Annotated in this window: 12 protein-coding genes; 9 read left to right on the top strand and 3 right to left on the bottom strand. The window is 42.5% G+C overall.

The features are described from left to right. Window positions 1–6: 6 nt before the first annotated feature. From AB6D58_RS18660 to galE, 4 genes are all read left to right on the top strand, one after another. Window positions 7–2,070 carry a TonB-dependent receptor plug domain-containing protein gene (locus AB6D58_RS18660; protein ID WP_372158026.1) on the top strand — a complete coding sequence of 688 codons (2,064 nt, stop codon included), beginning with the start codon at window positions 7–9 and terminating at the stop codon, window positions 2,068–2,070. Then, window positions 2,060–2,596: a YfiR family protein gene (locus tag AB6D58_RS18655; RefSeq protein WP_372158025.1), complete on the top strand. Its 537-nt coding sequence runs from the start codon at window positions 2,060–2,062 to the stop codon at window positions 2,594–2,596. The genes AB6D58_RS18660 and AB6D58_RS18655 overlap by 11 nt, the downstream gene beginning before the upstream one ends. Continuing rightward, window positions 2,596–4,572: a diguanylate cyclase domain-containing protein gene (locus AB6D58_RS18650; protein WP_372158022.1), complete on the top strand. Its 1,977-nt coding sequence runs from the start codon at window positions 2,596–2,598 to the stop codon at window positions 4,570–4,572. The genes AB6D58_RS18655 and AB6D58_RS18650 overlap by 1 nt, the downstream gene beginning before the upstream one ends. A gap of 82 nt (window positions 4,573–4,654) precedes the next feature. Then, entirely contained in the window at window positions 4,655–5,668 is a 1,014-nt protein-coding gene (gene galE, locus AB6D58_RS18645; protein WP_017060088.1) for a UDP-glucose 4-epimerase GalE, read from the top strand. A 358-nt stretch (window positions 5,669–6,026) separates the two neighbouring features. Here galE and AB6D58_RS18640 read toward each other — a convergent pair whose 3' ends face one another. Beyond that, window positions 6,027–8,174, bottom strand: a complete 2,148-nt coding sequence (locus AB6D58_RS18640) for a TonB-dependent hemoglobin/transferrin/lactoferrin family receptor (RefSeq protein WP_010429656.1) — start codon at window positions 8,172–8,174, stop codon at window positions 6,027–6,029. Between the two features lie 222 nt (window positions 8,175–8,396). On the opposite strand from AB6D58_RS18640, the gene AB6D58_RS18635 reads away from it, so the two are divergent. Next, a complete protein-coding gene (locus AB6D58_RS18635) occupies window positions 8,397–9,284 on the top strand; it encodes a LysR family transcriptional regulator (RefSeq protein WP_372158020.1) in 888 nt (295 codons plus the stop codon). Here AB6D58_RS18635 and AB6D58_RS18630 read toward each other — a convergent pair. After that, window positions 9,276–11,957, bottom strand: a complete 2,682-nt coding sequence (locus AB6D58_RS18630; RefSeq protein WP_372158017.1) for a GNAT family N-acetyltransferase — start codon at window positions 11,955–11,957, stop codon at window positions 9,276–9,278. The genes AB6D58_RS18635 and AB6D58_RS18630 overlap by 9 nt on opposite strands. A gap of 216 nt (window positions 11,958–12,173) precedes the next feature. On the opposite strand from AB6D58_RS18630, the gene AB6D58_RS18625 reads away from it, so the two are divergent. Together AB6D58_RS18625 and AB6D58_RS18620 are read left to right on the top strand one after the other, a co-directional pair. Continuing rightward, complete coding sequence (locus AB6D58_RS18625) at window positions 12,174–12,737, top strand: SPOR domain-containing protein (RefSeq protein ID WP_017064585.1); 564 nt, start codon at window positions 12,174–12,176, stop codon at window positions 12,735–12,737. Between the two features lie 179 nt (window positions 12,738–12,916). Next, a complete protein-coding gene (locus AB6D58_RS18620) occupies window positions 12,917–13,912 on the top strand; it encodes a D-alanine--D-alanine ligase (RefSeq protein WP_372131564.1) in 996 nt (331 codons plus the stop codon). Between the two features lie 143 nt (window positions 13,913–14,055). Here the strand turns inward: AB6D58_RS18620 and AB6D58_RS18615 are convergent, their stop codons facing one another. Next, window positions 14,056–15,024 carry a tyrosine-type recombinase/integrase gene (locus tag AB6D58_RS18615; protein WP_102320805.1) on the bottom strand — a complete coding sequence of 323 codons (969 nt, stop codon included), beginning with the start codon at window positions 15,022–15,024 and terminating at the stop codon, window positions 14,056–14,058. A 100-nt stretch (window positions 15,025–15,124) separates the two neighbouring features. On the opposite strand from AB6D58_RS18615, the gene AB6D58_RS18610 reads away from it, so the two are divergent. After that, window positions 15,125–15,493: a DUF3319 domain-containing protein gene (locus tag AB6D58_RS18610; RefSeq protein WP_017060095.1), complete on the top strand. Its 369-nt coding sequence runs from the start codon at window positions 15,125–15,127 to the stop codon at window positions 15,491–15,493. A 3-nt stretch (window positions 15,494–15,496) separates the two neighbouring features. Next, window positions 15,497–15,808, top strand: coding sequence for a stress response translation initiation inhibitor YciH (yciH, locus tag AB6D58_RS18605; RefSeq protein WP_008221404.1), 312 nt, complete (start codon window positions 15,497–15,499; stop codon window positions 15,806–15,808). Window positions 15,809–16,198: the final 390 nt, after the last annotated feature.

The following is a 16,198-nucleotide window of genomic DNA, read 5'->3' as shown; positions in this document are numbered from 1 at the left end:
GAGCACATGATATCCCGCCAGGTTTGCTTAGGACTAGCATTAACGATACCTGTTTTTGTCTCTGCTCAAGAAAACTCTCTAGACCAGCTCATGTCGATGAGCCTTGAAGAGTTGTCTATGTTAGATGTCGAAATGGAAACGGCTTCGAAAGTGACACAAAAACTCACTGACATTCCCTCGTCGGTGTACGTACTTTCTAATGAGCGAATTCAGCGTAGTGGCGCGAAAACCATTGCTGAAGTCCTAACGCTTGTACCCGGACTCAAAGTCACCAAATTCAATGAAACCTCATGGTTTGTTTCGACACGCGGCTTTCATGATGGGCTATATAACAAGATGCTCGTGATGATGGATGGACGAAGCTTGTTTAGCCCAGTCTATGGCGGTACGTATTGGAGCGACGTTGATTATGTGCTTTCCGACATAGAACGCATCGAAGTACTAAAAGGCCCCGGCGGAACAATTTGGGGAGGTAACGCGGTTAATGGTGTTGTCAATATCATTACTAAGTCTGCCAATGATACGCAGGGGACTTATCTCTCCGGTGTTGCGTCTAATACTGATAACTACGAATTTAGTGTTCGTCAGGGATTAAGCCTCAACGACAGTGTGAATGCTCGTGCCTTTTATAAATACCGAGAAGAACCAACATATCGCACAAATGAATCTGAAAAATGGAAAGCACAAACGGCAGGGATGGTGTTTCAGCCAAGTAATGCTGAAGAAAATTGGTCATTACGTATCGGTGGTGAGAAAAGCTTTTATGAGTCGGAATTGTATACGTTTCAATATGATAACTCAGGGTCGTTTGTCGGGGCACAAGCCAATGATTTCGATAACAAGAGCCAATCTGTTTACGTCCAATTCAACGACTCTCGCCATTTTGATGAAAGTTCGACACTCTCATATTCGTTATGGGGTGAATATAATGAGGATAATGCGCCAGACGCTCCGGGAAGCTATTCGACCCTCGATTTTGACTCTACTTATATCAACCAACTATCGGAAAGCCATCAGCTAACACTCGGTGGTGGCCTGCGATATATGTATCTTGATTTCTCCTCAAGCCAAGTTTCGGACGTAGATTGGTACAATCCCGATTACTACGGTCGAGCTTACAACATCCAATCTGCCAACGATTATATTGCGAACGCTTTTATACAGTCTCAAATTCAAATGACGGAAGCGCTGTCTATTACTCTTGGTGCCAAGGTTGAACACTTTACACAGAATGAATCAACTGAGCTTTCACCTCAATTGCGTGGTTTATATAAGTTCACCCAACGTCACTCCGTATGGGCGGGGCTTAGCCGTGCGGTCGTTGCACCATCTTATATGGATTCCAATTCCACCTATTATTTCAATAGTTACAATGCTGACTCAAACAACAGCTACCTAGATGTATATAAATCAAGCTCGAGTCTTGAAACAGAGAGTGTCGTAACGGCGGAAATGGGTTATCGCTACTCAAACAATTCAAATTTCGAACTCGATGCAACGATTTATCTGAGTGAACATGACAACCTTCGCTTTCACAGCTATGACCCGAATGATATCCCTGCGAATCATGTCTATGTCGGTGCGTTGTCTGATGATTATAAAGCAAAAACTTATGGCTTAGAGTTAGGCGCGAGTTACCAACTCACCGCAGATTTAGCCAGTTACCTGAGTTACGCCTATACGACATTGGAAGGTGAGAATAAAGGTGATGACCTGAAATCTAGTCCTCAAATGAGTGTTTATTACGATATTGATAATGAACATTTAGCCACGGCACAGTTGATGTGGAATATCACCGAAAGTTGGCAATTCGATGTGATAGGCCAGTACATTAATGTGAATTACCCAGACTATTGGGTAGCAGGCGATGGCACTCAATATAAATGGCAGTCTTACCCACATGAAATAACCTTTGATGCGCGTCTCGCATGGAAAAAATCGTCCGCAGCACCTTTAATTGAAGTGGTTGTTGAAAATATAGGTAAGAGTGACGGCTATCAAGCTGAATTCACATCTCAGAAAAGCGTCAATCAAGAATCGGTGTATGTGAGGATCTCTCATGAATTCTAAATGGCTTAAGCACCGCATTAAGCTCGGCTTCTCTAAACTAGCCTTAGCGGCTTTAACGATGCTTATTGTGCCGTTGAACACCTCAGCGGCTAGCTTCAAAACTTATGAAGTGAAAGCGGTGTACCTGTTTAGAATTGCAAATTTTATACGTTGGAATGATGAAAGCTCAATGAACGCTGTGAACTTTTGTGTGATTGGCGATGAAAAGGTAAGCCAAGTGCTAACGTCAATTACCGAGGGGAAATCTATTCGTTCGCTCGCTATCCGAGTTCAACAGTCGATTACTTCTAAGTGTGATATTACGTATTTGTCTGACCGTAAAAATGACCAATTTCTTAGTCAAGAGCACTCGCCACATACTGTGACAATCAGTGATATCCCTAACTTTACGGACTTAGGTGGAATCATTGAACTCACGCACATCGATAATAAGCTCAAACCTAAGATCAATCTAGAGAACGCAAGGCGCGGTGACTACGTCATTGGCTCGAACCTGTTACGAATCGCTATAGTGGAGGGCCAATAATGTTGTCTTTCATTAATAACATATCGATTAAAAACAAGCTGATATTACCCATTATCATCTTCATCGCAGTCACTTTTGTAACGATCCAATCGGTAAATTACACTGTCACGTTTGAGAGAGAGAAAGAGAGTCTTATTCAGCGTGTTAAAGTGCTAGCACAAGGTGTTGCTTATAACTTGCAAGCCGCGATTTTATTTGAAGACAAGTCATCGGCTCAGGAAATATTGTCAGCTTTCGTCGCAGATAAAGATATTGTTAGAGTGAAGCTCTATGACATCAACGAACAGCTTTTTGCCAGCTATCAGGTGAGCAACACTCTGTTTCCAAGGCCAAACGCAGAAGAATTAGACGATATCGCCGATCATCAATTTGCCATCTCTGAGCATTTCATCTTCTTGCTCGTTCCAGTGACACTGGATGGCGCAGTGATCGCGAACTTGAGAGTAACAATATCGAAAGAGACGTTTAATTCGATCTTAACGAATATTTTCAAGGTTGCGGTCGTCTACCTGTTGTTTCTGGTGATGTTAGGCGGAGTAGTGGTCAAATTGGTGCAACGCTTGATTATCGAACCGATGTTTGACCTCAATGAGGCGATGCAAGCCTTTGTTGAGCGTCGTTCGAAGCAGCCTAAATTAGTCGTAACGAACCGCGATGAAATCGGCGATCTGGTTCGAGCTTTCAATACCATGTTAGAAAGGCTTCAACATCGCGATAACCAAATCAATTTTACGTTAGACAAGTTACAAGAAGAAAAATCATTCGCAAATGAGGTCATTGAAACCGTTCAGCACTCTTTGTTGGTGGTGGATGAAAAAGGGCTCATTCTTCATGCGAACGCAGCTACTCGGGATATTTTTAAATGCTCGGAAGCCTTTCTTGAGAATTTGTTGATCCAAGAGTTGATCGCGACCAAGCAAACGGGTTACTTACAAGATGTTATTGATGCCAATATTGAACTTAATGACGAATTGCTGGAAACCACCGATCTCTTTCAATCAAAACGCTGGCTCCGTGTGAGCAGTCGTTCTTTGACAAAACATGGTCGTATTCTTTATGCAATCCAAGATGTCACCGACATAGAAACGGCCATGAGTCGCCAACGTATTGCTGCGGGTGTTTTCGAAAACAGTAAAGACGGCTTGATCGTGCTCAACTCATCCAATGTGATAACCATGGTTAACCCGGCGATCACACAACTTCTCGGTTATCACTCTGATCTGCTGGTGGGCAAAACACCATTTGAAGTATTTTCGTGGCAGCAATTTTCATCATTGATGCCGACAATTCGCAGTTCGTTAGACAACTATGGTCAATGGCAAGGCGAAGTGTGGGAGAAAAGCGCGTCCGGCACGTTAGTTCCAATGTTTGTCAAAGTGAATCGAATTGCCTCAGACAACGAGAAAGACGAGTTTGATATGGTATTAACGCTGTCTGATTTATCCAACGTTAAAGAGATGGAAAGACTCGAACACTTGGCTCATCACGATGCATTAACCGGGTTAGCGAATAGAGCGCAGCTGTATAAGGTTATGGATGATGTTGTCACGTCGAGCCACTATTCAAATCAGCATTTTGCGGTTATTTACTTGGATTTGGATGGCTTCAAAGAAGTGAATGACAACTATGGTCACGATGCGGGTGACGAAATCCTTAAAGAAGTGTCAAACCGGTTATTATCTCAGGTAAGAGCGGGGGATTTGGTTGCACGTTTGTCGGGTGATGAATTTGTTCTTATTATTAAACAGACAAACAAAGTCTTATTAGCGAAGTTAGCCGAGCGATTGTTGGATCTGATCGGGCAAGAAGTGAATTATAAACAGCGTTCACTTCATGTTGGGGCGAGCTTAGGTATCAATTTAGTTGATGGCTCAGAGCGTGATATTGACGTGATTCTAAAGGTTGCTGATGAGGCTATGTACCAAGCGAAACGCAAAGGAAAAGGTCAGTTTGTGTTCGCTCGTGAGGGTAAATAGGCACCGGTGTTTGTGAGCTCACCCTAAGTTGTTGTATCATAAGTGATAGGTTGAATATTTTTAATTAAAAGGTCTGCTAAGCATGAATGTTTTAGTTACAGGTGGCATGGGTTACATTGGTAGCCATACAAGTATCCAGATGATCAACGCAGGTATGACACCTGTACTTTTTGATAGCTTGTACAACAGCAAACCAAGCGTTCTAGAGCGCATCGAAAAAGTCTCGGGCGTTCGTCCCAACTTCATTGAAGGTGACGTTCGTGATAAAGCGCTTTTGACTGAAACTATGAAGCAACACAACATCGAAGCGGTTATCCATTTTGCTGGTCTGAAAGCCGTCGGAGAGTCTGTGGAAAAGCCTCTTGAATACTACGACAACAACGTAAACGGCACTTTAGTTCTTGTTGATGCAATGCGTGATGCGGGTGTAAAAACCTTGGTATTTAGCTCTTCAGCAACGGTATACGGTGATCCTGCAAGTGTGCCAATTACTGAAGACTTCCCAACAAGCGCTACCAACCCATATGGTCGTAGTAAACTAATGGTTGAAGAGTGTTTAACCGATTTCCAAAAAGCCAATCCTGATTGGAGCATTACACTGCTGCGTTACTTTAACCCTGTAGGTTCACATCCAAGTGGTGAGCTAGGTGAAGACCCGCAAGGTATCCCAAATAACCTAATGCCATTTGTCTCTCAAGTAGCAGTGGGCCGCCGTGAATTCCTATCTGTATTTGGTAGCGATTATCCAACAAAAGACGGGACTGGCGTTCGCGATTACATCCACGTAATGGATCTGTCTGATGGCCACATCGCAGCGCTTGAGAAAGTAGGGTGCAAAGACGGTCTTCATATCTACAACCTTGGTACGGGTAACGGTTCAAGTGTGTTAGACATGGTTAAAGCATTCGAACAAGCAAGCGGTAAAGAGATCCCTTACAAGCTAGTTGAACGCCGTCCTGGTGACATCGCAGAGTGTTGGGCAGATCCAGCTAAAGCTCAGAAAGAACTGGGCTGGAATGCAAGCCGCACATTGGCTGAAATGACCGAAGATACATGGCGCTGGCAGTCAACAAACCCGAATGGATTCCCTGGTTAACCTAGTGGTTTCGTGAATGATTCAAAAATTAAAAGATGCTTTCGGGCATCTTTTTTGATCTTAATCGAATAAAAAGTAAATTAGTGGTTAAAAAGTATCATTCTGTATCCGCTGTGTTATTATGCTCGCGAATTATATGTTTAATGTTAATTTTCTTTGGAGTTAATCATGGAACTAGGCCTAATCATCACTTTCATCGTTGCTGCTGCAGTAATGGTTAAAAAAGAGATGGCAGAGAAGTAATTTCACTTATTACCTTTTTTATACAATTTTTTAGTGAAATAAATTAAAAGCCAGCAATTAAGCTGGCTTTTTAGTTTCTGCTGTATCAGATTCTGTCGTTAAGTTTTCTAACGAGTTAGAATTCGTATTTAGCTGAAATACCGTAGTTTCTTTCCGCTTGAGTGTTCTCTTTGTAAAGTTCATCATCACCGCGAATATCATTCCAACGGTAGTACTCTTCGTTAGTTAAGTTGAACACACCACCACGAATCGTCAGATCCTTCATTGGTTTGTAGTAAGCTGTTAAATCAACAACTGTTGCGCTTGGAAGCTCTGCCTGGCCTGCGTTACCGCCACTTTCGTCATCGAAGTTGATGTCTGAACCAGATTTGTCAGCTGTGTAGTTTAACTTAACGCTAGTACCCCAATTTTGGTTTGGCGCATCATAGTTAAGACCTAACACCGCATTCCAAGGGTTAACACTATTTAGTGCATTTCCGTTTCCGTCCTCACCCTCTGTGTATGAAGCTACGAAGTGAGTTGAAATACCCTTAGGCGCACCAACCAAGACATCCCATAGTAACGTGTTCGAGAATTCAATCCCCTTTATCGTTGCCGAATCCAAGTTAACGTTAGAATAGTGCGTTGTTCCACCAACCTTTTTCGTAACCACTGTCTCGATAAAGTCATCGTAGTCACTGTAGTAGGCCGCGATTTCAGATGATGAAGCTTGAGTGTTGTGACGATAGCCTAGCTCGTATGAAATACTGGTTTCTGATTTAAGATCTGGATTTGGATCATTTACGTACCCATGTCCAGGGTTATCATATGTATAGTAAAGTTCATCAAAAGAAGGGGCTCTAAAGCCTTGGCTAATTTGGCCAAAAATAGTGCCTGTATCTGTAAGTTTGTATGTTGAACCTAAACGACCAGTTACCGCAGAATCTGAGAAATCACTCAACGTCTCAGTGGTGTTGTTACCAGGATCAGTTGAGAAATAGTCAAAGCGTACACCAGGGGTAACAATAAGTTTGTCATTCACTAAGCTAATTTCGTCTTGAATAAACAAGCCAAATTTTTGCTCCTTAGCATCTGGAGTATATACATAAAGTTGGTTATCAGTAGCAGGATCAGAGTTATACTCCATATTGGTGTTGCTGATGTCACTATGTGTATAAGTTGCACCATACACTAGGTAATGGTTGTTAATTTCTTTATCTAGCTGAGTCTCGATTTCAAGCTTATCTTCAGTGTACTCGTAGTCTTTTGTTTGTAAGTTGTCGTTGTTAGCTGGTACCCAAGGTGGCATACCTGGGCCTGCAGGTTTAAAGCGCTTAGTTACACCATTCTCTTCTTTAGAAATGTACGATACTTTACTCGTTACAGTATCGGCAATTGTGCCATCAGCGAACCAAATGTGCTTAATAGCGAATCGATTTTGCGTTGTGTCATCAGCACCTGTATAGCTATCGTAGCTTGAGTGGTAGATGTCAGAGTCTGAAGTATCTTTGATTAGCTCAGCTAAAAACTCGATACGATGACTTTCGTTTAACTGATATTGCAACTTAACCAAAAGATTATCTGCTGAAGTATCTTGACCTTCTACAGCGTAGTTCTCTAAGTCGTTAGGGTTACGGAAGTTTTGCAACTCTTCACCATCTCGACGAGTGTAGGCTACCAATGTTTCTAGGTCATCGAATCGATTAGCTAATGCAACGTGCTCACTGAAAGAGTTATCTTCTGAAGAGTAAGACAGTTTCGCTTGACCGCCAAAGTCTTCTCCATCTTTTAAGAAATCAGAAGGGTCTTTAGTTTCAAAGGCGACAACACCACCAATAGCGTCGCTTCCGTGTAAACTTGAAGCCGCACCTTTGATAATTTCGACACTTTTCAGCATATCGGGATCGATTGAAATACCGCTAGAGTTAATAAATGCGTAAGGGCCACCATCAAATGAACCTGGTTGCGATGAGCCATCCACTAAAATCTTTACGCGCTTACCTTCCATGCCACGAATGTTGATGGTTTGTGCACCTTGTCGAGAGCTCGAGTTCATCGTTACACCTGGAGTGTATTCGAAGATTTCGTTAACATTTTTTGCCATGTTCTCTTCGATTTGCTCATCGGAGATGACTGCAACAGAAGCCGCTGTATTGATAAGTGTTTGATTCGTGCGCGTCGAGGATACAACAACCTCATCAAATAGGGCATAATCTTCAGCAAAGGCTGACGTTGATGAAAGCGCTAAAACGATTGAAGCAGAGAGTAGGGATTGCTTATACATCTGATAGTTACCTTAGTTCCATAGTATTATCTTGATTTGCGAAGATGATATTGGATCTAAATGATAATTACTATTATTTGCATTTAATTAATTTTCAACTTTATCAACTAATTCATAATTAATGCTCTTAATCACTTGTATTAAAAAGACTTATTCAGTTCCATTCATTCTGTGAATGCTTCTGTTTTTGTGATGTAAATCTCAATTTATAGTAGGAAAGCTATGCATAGCCCAATAACACTTGAAGCATTACACATACTAGATGCTATCGATCGTCGTGGAAGTTTCGCCGCAGCAGCGAATGAAATGGACCGAGCGCCATCATCATTGAGTTACCAAATTCAGAAGTTGGAGCAAGATCTAGACATCATGATTTTTGATCGGTCTGGGCATCGTGCAAATTTCACGGAAGCGGGGCAGTTAATACTAGAACAAGGCAGGATAATTCTTGGTGCGACTGAACAACTCGTTAACGATGCGAGTATTCTTGCTAATGGTTGGGAGCTAGATCTAACTATCGCCTTTGATGGCATTATCCCGATTGCTAACTTTTTCCCACTGGTAGATGAACTAGGAAAAATCAGTAAAACACGCGTTCGTTTGCAAGAGGAAATCTTAGCGGGTTGTTGGGAATCTCTCACAGATGGTCGTGCTGACTTATTGATATGCCCTAAGCTCGATACAATTCCAAACGATATGAAAAGTGACGTAATTGGTAAAATGGAGATGGTGTGGGTCGCGGCATCAAGCCACTATGTTCACAATCGTTCTGGTGAATTCGATCAGAAGGCGAGAGAAAGTTACAGGGTTATTGCCATTGCAGACACCGCACGCGATCAGCCAGCACTAAGCATCAATATTCTAGAGAAACAGCCACGTTTAACCGTGACAAGCTTTCCTGCGAAAGTAGAGGCTTTGACATCAGGACTAGGGATTGGCACCTTACCGAATAGTGTCGCTAAACCTTTGATTGAATCTGGCGTACTACAGCAGATCTCCGGTACAGAACCACAACCGATCGATATTGTTATGGCTTGGCGACGCAACAAAATGGGCGACGCCAAGTCTTGGTGTATCCAACATCTTAAAAAGACATGGGCGTTAAAGTAACGGTAACACCATATCTGCAGTACCATCTTCAAAACTGATATCTAGCTCGAAGCCGAGCTTTTGGGCTAGTGTCAGCATCCCTCTATTCGTTGGCATCGTCATGCCCGACATCTGTTTAGTCTGCTTCGCACGGCAGTAATCGATAACCTTAGTCATAAGAATGCGACCTAGACCAACACCTTTAAGGTCAGAACGAATCAATATTGCGAATTCGGCGTCTGTGTTCTCAGGGTTAATCAGCGCACGGGACACGCCGATGATCGCTGGAACGCCTTGTTCCTCGCGAACGACCACAAAGGCGATTTCTCTATCGAAATCAATCTGAGTGAAATTCGCCAACGCCTCATGATTGAATTCACCGACATCACTAAAGAAACGCTTATAGAGATCTTCCTTAGACACACGGTTAATGAAGTCAGCATGAAGCGGTTCATCTTCGGGAAGAATAGGGCGTAACAACACTTCGGTTCCATCTTTTAGCTGGATACGTTCTTCAAGCTCGACCGGATAAGGGCGAATCGCAAGACGTTCCTGTGGATCGCCTTCGTACGCTTTCAAGATGATATCGGCATCTAATATCGTGAACTTGTCACCATTGGCCAGTACTGGATGGATATCCAAATCATGTATTTCAGGGCAATCCACTACCATTTGCGATATACGTACCAATAACTCAGACAAACCTTCTATATCGATGGGGTTAGGGAGTTTTTGTAGACGAATCTTGCCGCTTTTTATCGCTCGAATAATCAAGTAACGCGCCAGTGTCATGTTGAGCGGTGGAAAAGCAGCTGCGGCATCAATCGACTCATCCCACTCCGAACCACCTTGTCCAAGTAATATGATTGGGCCGAAGGTTTCGTCTGTTGTAACCTTAATACGCAACTCTTGGCCGCCCGCGAGCTTAGCCATACCTTGAATTAACAAGCCGTGGATGTTTGCTGTAGGGAAGGATAATTGAGAACGATCGAGAATTGCCTGAGCCGCATTGGCAACTTCACTGCTGTTTCGCAAATTGAGCATCACGCCTTGTACGTCTGACTTATGTGCAATATCCGGCGAACGTAATTTTACTGCGACGGGATAACCGATCGTTTCAGCGATGTGTACCGCTTCACTTGGGTCAGAAGCGATCCAAGTTGGTAACACATCGAGGTTGAAGCTCTTGAAAAACTGACTGTTTTGGTGAGTATCAAGGCTAACTGTATCTTTATCCAGTAGTTTTCTTTCTATCCAACCTTTCGCATCTGCTAGATCTTCAATGTGTACTTTTTCTGCAGTGGTCGGCGTTTCCATTAACTGACGTTGGTTACGTCTGTACTCGACTAAGTGCATGAATGCGACCACAGAGCTTTCAGGGGTCCGATAAGTTGGGAAACCCGCTTCGGTAAACAGCTTTCGTGCGGGCCTTGCTGTTAGCTCACCAGACCAATTCGTCAGGATGTTAAAGCGCTTGTGGCGAGGGTGCTTCTTAATCGCTTCAATAATTCGTTCTGCCGTTCTAGCGGAATGTGCGACCGCTGAAGGGCTGTGCATGATAAGAATCGCGTCTGCTTCATCGCCATCGAGTAAGATGTTTATAGTGTCGATATAACGTTGATCACCAGCGTCGCCGACAATATCGATAGGATTGCTATGAGACCAACTCGATGGCAAAACCTTGTTCAACTTATCAAGTGTCTCTTCTGAAAACTCTGCGAGCTTACCACCGCGGTCAAATAGGGTGTCCACAGCCATAATCGCAGGGCCGCCACCATTAGTAACAATAGCCAAGCGCTCGCCTCGCAATGGTACTGAATGAGTCAGTGTTTCTACCGCAGCAAACAGTTCATGTAAGTTCTTAACTCGTAGCATGCCGCTGCGTCGGATTGCGGAATCATAAATAATATCTAATGTGTCGGCACCGCCAGTGTGAGCCATTGCTGCGGCTCTGCCTTTCGCCGTTCGACCGCCTTTCAACACCAAAATTCGTCGGTTACGCGAAGCCGCACGCGCTGCAGAAATAAAGCGCCTCGCATCAGTAATGCTGTCTACATAAAGCAATATCGCTTCGGTGTGAGAGTCGGTACTGAGATAATCCAATAACTCCGAGAATTCGATATCGCTACCATTGCCTATAGAGATAAACGCCGAAAAACCGATCTCTTTGTCATTAGCCCAATCGAGAATAGTGGTACACACAGCTGCAGACTGAGAAACAAAGGCGATCTTACCGGGTAATGCTGTCACAGGAGAGAATGAGGCGTTTAAATTTAACCAAGGGACAATTACTCCCAAACTATTGGAACCTAACACTCGAATGTTGTGTTTTTTGGCAATCGCTAGGCATCGTTCATCATACGTCTCACCATTATCGCTTTCTTGCTGCATGTCTGAAGAAAGCACAATGACAGAGGCTATACCTTTCTCAGCCAGTTCTTCAAAAATAGCGACATTACGGGTCGCATTGGTACACAAGATTGCGAGGTCAGGAACAATCGGTAACGACAAAATGTTCTTGTAAGAAAGCACACCGGCCACTGAATCATATTTCGGCGTAACCGGCATCACCGCACCTTTAAAATCCCCATGCAACAAATTGTTCATAACAATATATCCTGCGCGTGTTTCTCGTTGAGAAGCACCAACAACAGCGATTGAACGGGGTTTAAGTAGGGGATCAAGATGATTCATAGACATATCCTAGCAATGCACGTAAGTTCATCGTAACTTACTTTGCACTCACAGGTTGATGGCAAATTCACCGAATTCAGATGAATAAGCAAACACTGCATAAAGTTTGTGAAATAGGTCACCCACTAATGGTGTATAATCCCAAAGTTAACTTGATTCTAAACCGACGTATCGGCATGATTTATAGTAATTATTATTAAGGATATAGAGCTTTCCATGAAAAAATTTGCAATTGTGACTTTGCCACTGCTCTTGGCTGCGTGTGTATCTGACGACTACGTTACCAATGTCACTTCAGATAGTTATCAAGAAGAGTACAAGACGGCCAAAGTTGAAGCTCCAGTTGTATCTCAATCTGAGCAAACAGGCGTTGTTGAAGAAAACGTTGTCAACGTGATCAGAACTGAACCTGTTGAACAGAAAGTCACTCAAACGACTAAAGCTAAGCCAGTTGCAGTAGTGACAGGACCAACGAAGAAACAACAAGACATGAACCAGCGTTTTGGTTACACAGTTCAAGTTGTTGCTGTTGGCAGCCAAAGTAAAGTCGATTCTTTCGTGAAAATGCTACCTACGACTTCTCAGCCAGTTTGGGAAAACTACAAAATGGTTAACGGCACTAAGTGGTTCACGGTACTTTATGGTGACTACGCAACACGCTTAGAAGCTAAAAAGGCAATCTCAACACTGCCGAACACTTTCCAAAACTTGAAGCCGTTCGTTAAAAGCATTGATGACATCAAGAACTCTGAATACCCAACGCTTAACAAGTTGAACTAAGTTTTGATTCATAAAGAAGGGGCAAATGCTCCTTCTTTTGTTTTAAGACTCGCTGTTTTGTTTAATAGTTAATCGCTCGATCTTTCGAACGCAATTTTAACAATCAAAACACTGTACCTATCTCGACTTTTGTTTATCATTGAAGTCAGTACTCCTAGTTTCAAGGACCGAATTTACCCATGAACACCACAAACATCCTTCTACTTTGCGGCGGTGGATCTTCAGAGCATGAAGTATCTTTAGTTTCAGCCAATTACCTTTTTGAACAACTGAATAGCGTTGCAGATTTTAACGTTGTAAGAGTTGAAATTAAGAACGAAGGCTGGTGTCTTGATTCAGGTGAATTGGTTTATCTTGATATTAACGACCAAACCTTACGCGGTGACAATTTAGCATCTAAAGTCGATTTCATTGTGCCTTGCATACACGGTTTCCCAGGTGAAACAGGTGACATTCAATCACTGTTTGAAATGGCTAAAATTCCATACCTAGGTTGTGGTCCAGAAGCAAGCAACAACAGCTTTAACAAAATCACGTCAAAGCTTTGGTACGACGCACTTGGTATTCCAAACACGCCGTACCTGTTCTTATCAGACAACAATGATCAAGCTCACTCACAAGCAACTCAAGTATTTGAAAAGTGGGGTAAAGTGTTTGTGAAAGCGGCTCGTCAAGGTTCTTCTGTAGGTTGTTACCAAGTTAACCAAGTAGAAGATTTAAGCGAGGCTATCAACAAGGCGTTCACTTTCTCGGACCAAGTATTGGTTGAGAAATCAGTGGTGCCTAGAGAGCTAGAAATTGCTGCTTATGAAATCGATGGCGAGCTACACATCAGCAAGCCGGGTGAGGTGATTGCACCGAATGGCGCATTTTACTCTTACGAAGAGAAGTACAGTGCAGACAGCCACTCGATCACTGAAGTTGAAGCAAGTAATTTAACTGACGAACAGCGTGAATTGATTGCAGACAGCGCACGAAAAGTCTTCACCCAGATGAAGCTTCGTCACTTGTCTCGTATCGACTTCTTTTTAACGCAAGACAACGAGATCTACCTGAACGAAGTCAACACCTTCCCAGGTATGACGCCAATCTCCATGTTCCCTAAAATGGTTGAGCATGACGGCCACAAATTCAGCCAGTTCTTAGAAAACTGCGTGAGAACAAGCCTTTCTTAGGTTTCTAACTCGTTTTCGTTCACTTAGAGCTGAACCCAAAAGTGCCTTAAGCTTTCGCCAAGGCACTTTTTGTTTTTAAAGCTAGCCGTTTTTTACGAATCTATCATTTAGCCACAACTTATATCCAAGTAATTACGAACCGTTTATTGCCAAGGTATTAGCGCCTTAAACTTCATCTTCTCACTCTCAGCCGTTCCCGTGAAACCCACATATTGGGCTGGCATGGCAGGGCTAAGCCAGCGACCAAAGTCCTGAATCTCTCTAACCTTAAGACCTTGTTTCGACAACTCTTGTGCAGCACCAACACGAATCGAATTTCCAGAGAAATGGTGATTTTCTGGCAGTTGAAGTAAGTCGCTAGCTCTTCTCAATATCCTATAGATGGACGAATCATCTAAAGGCTGCAAACCAATATTCTCATGCTTGTCTATCGCACGAAATACTGGCAAGTCATCTTGTATACCAGTAAACGAAAGCCAACGTTGAAGTGCAACACTGGCTATTTGTGACAACTGATAAGCCGAATCTTTGACTGTTACTTGGTAATGATCTTCAACGTACTCAACATCACTCATCGATAACAACTTAAGCTCTGAGCGCTTTAAAGCACACTCGAACATCACGTTATAAATAGCAATGTCTCTGATCTCTTTCAGGTTTGCTTTCTCATGGGAGAGTAACGTATTCAAATCAGTGAGATGCACAGATGTCATAGCATTGGTTTGTTTAGCGTCACCGGCCATTTGAGATTGTAAGTGGAGTAGGGTAAAGCGAACTTGCCTGTGCTTGATCGGGTTAGCAAAGCTCAACACAGTATGTAACATGCTAAGCGTTGCAGTGTAACGTTTTAGCGATGCGTATTTTCTATCGTTAGACTCCGTTTCAAGAAAACGACGAACAGCGGTTATAGATGCGGGAAGTGTGTTAATACGATGTTTGGTACAGAACGCATGATAGCGATTCCAATCACTGTAAATGCCCAACAGTGAATTGCGAGAGTATTGAAATCCTGTCAACTCATCTATAATTTCTATTGTCGCGTTGCTGTTTAATTTTTCAACAAATGAATTAATTATCACAGAGTCAGTTAAAATAGGGACTTTTTTTCTCAAATTACCATACCTCGACAGGTGTTTTTACCATATTATGCTTGATATCATTATTAGTATACTTATGATTAATGCGGTGAAAACAGAAAGATGATTAATAGATATGGCTAATTCAATTTACCGAAGCGTCCATCTTCAATCGATAGATGCTAACAACACAGTTTGGCGTGCTAAGTTAAAAAACAACGTTATTCAGGGCAACCTAGCTGCCGTGAAAAAGAGTATTGATTGGTGGATTGATACCGCATCTATTATTGATCCAAAAGAATTCATGTCATTAAATAAGTCGAGAGGAACTGGTGGCTCGACTGAAAACTTCAACGGCTACCAAATCAAGAATGACACCGGTGAGCCTAATGCGTGGTATTGCATGTTTAACGGTCGCTTAATCAAAGGCGGCAAGGTTGCAATCCAACGCCATATAGAAGCTTACTTACTCGCAAAACAAAAAGCAGAGCAACAAAAGAAGTAAATTATGAGCCTAGTATATTCAACAGAAACAGGTCGCATTAAGCCTGAAGAAGAGAAAGTCCAACGTCCTAAAGGCGATGGTATCGTTCGAATCCAAAAAGAAACCAAAGGCCGTAAAGGCAAAGGCGTTTCTGTCGTAACTGGCTTAGACCTAGATGACGCACCATTAAAACTAATGGCAGCAGAACTCAAGAAAGTTTGCGGCTGCGGTGGCTCAGTAAAAGATGGCAACATCGAAATTCAAGGTGACGCGCGCGACAAGATCAAAGCGCACCTTGAAAAGAAAGGCTACAAAGTTAAATTTGCTGGCGGTTAATCTCTAACTAATACCAGGGTTAAAATCGAAGATTATTATCACTGGTTATTAGGTATTTTATGGTAAATAGCCAGTATGGTTAAATACACAGTATAAATTAGAGAATATCGGCACAATACAAAGGCAGGGCATCACACAAAGATACCTGCCTTATAAACATAAAAATCCATTTAACATAACGTACATAATACGCAGTTAATAATACGTGTAGTTAATTCTAAAGGTAGTATTCTCATCTTTTGTCCTTAAAATCCTTGTTCCAACTGACTCTCACGCTTCTTGCGCCGTTCAGAGTTTTCTTATCGCATTTGAAATCTAATAATTATATGTACGGCTGATCTGCTCCAGTTAGACTGGACACCGCATTAAGCGACATATTGTTTTTCAAAG

Source organism: Vibrio sp. 10N.239.312.D08 (assembly GCF_041466145.1).
Taxonomy (GTDB): Bacteria; Pseudomonadota; Gammaproteobacteria; order Enterobacterales; family Vibrionaceae; genus Vibrio; species Vibrio crassostreae_C.
Note: the sequence above shows the minus strand (reverse complement) of the source record. Positions and strands in the feature narration are given on the sequence as shown.

Coding starts and splice junctions, on each gene's coding strand:
- AB6D58_RS18660 (WP_372158026.1), top strand. CDS start 7: ATGATATCCCGCCAGGTTTGCTTAGGACTAGCATTAACGATACCTGTT.
- AB6D58_RS18655 (WP_372158025.1), top strand. CDS start 2,060: ATGAATTCTAAATGGCTTAAGCACCGCATTAAGCTCGGCTTCTCTAAA.
- AB6D58_RS18650 (WP_372158022.1), top strand. CDS start 2,596: ATGTTGTCTTTCATTAATAACATATCGATTAAAAACAAGCTGATATTA.
- galE (WP_017060088.1), top strand. CDS start 4,655: ATGAATGTTTTAGTTACAGGTGGCATGGGTTACATTGGTAGCCATACA.
- AB6D58_RS18640 (WP_010429656.1), bottom strand. CDS start 8,174: ATGTATAAGCAATCCCTACTCTCTGCTTCAATCGTTTTAGCGCTTTCA.
- AB6D58_RS18635 (WP_372158020.1), top strand. CDS start 8,397: ATGCATAGCCCAATAACACTTGAAGCATTACACATACTAGATGCTATC.
- AB6D58_RS18630 (WP_372158017.1), bottom strand. CDS start 11,957: ATGAATCATCTTGATCCCCTACTTAAACCCCGTTCAATCGCTGTTGTT.
- AB6D58_RS18625 (WP_017064585.1), top strand. CDS start 12,174: ATGAAAAAATTTGCAATTGTGACTTTGCCACTGCTCTTGGCTGCGTGT.
- AB6D58_RS18620 (WP_372131564.1), top strand. CDS start 12,917: ATGAACACCACAAACATCCTTCTACTTTGCGGCGGTGGATCTTCAGAG.
- AB6D58_RS18610 (WP_017060095.1), top strand. CDS start 15,125: ATGGCTAATTCAATTTACCGAAGCGTCCATCTTCAATCGATAGATGCT.
- yciH (WP_008221404.1), top strand. CDS start 15,497: ATGAGCCTAGTATATTCAACAGAAACAGGTCGCATTAAGCCTGAAGAA.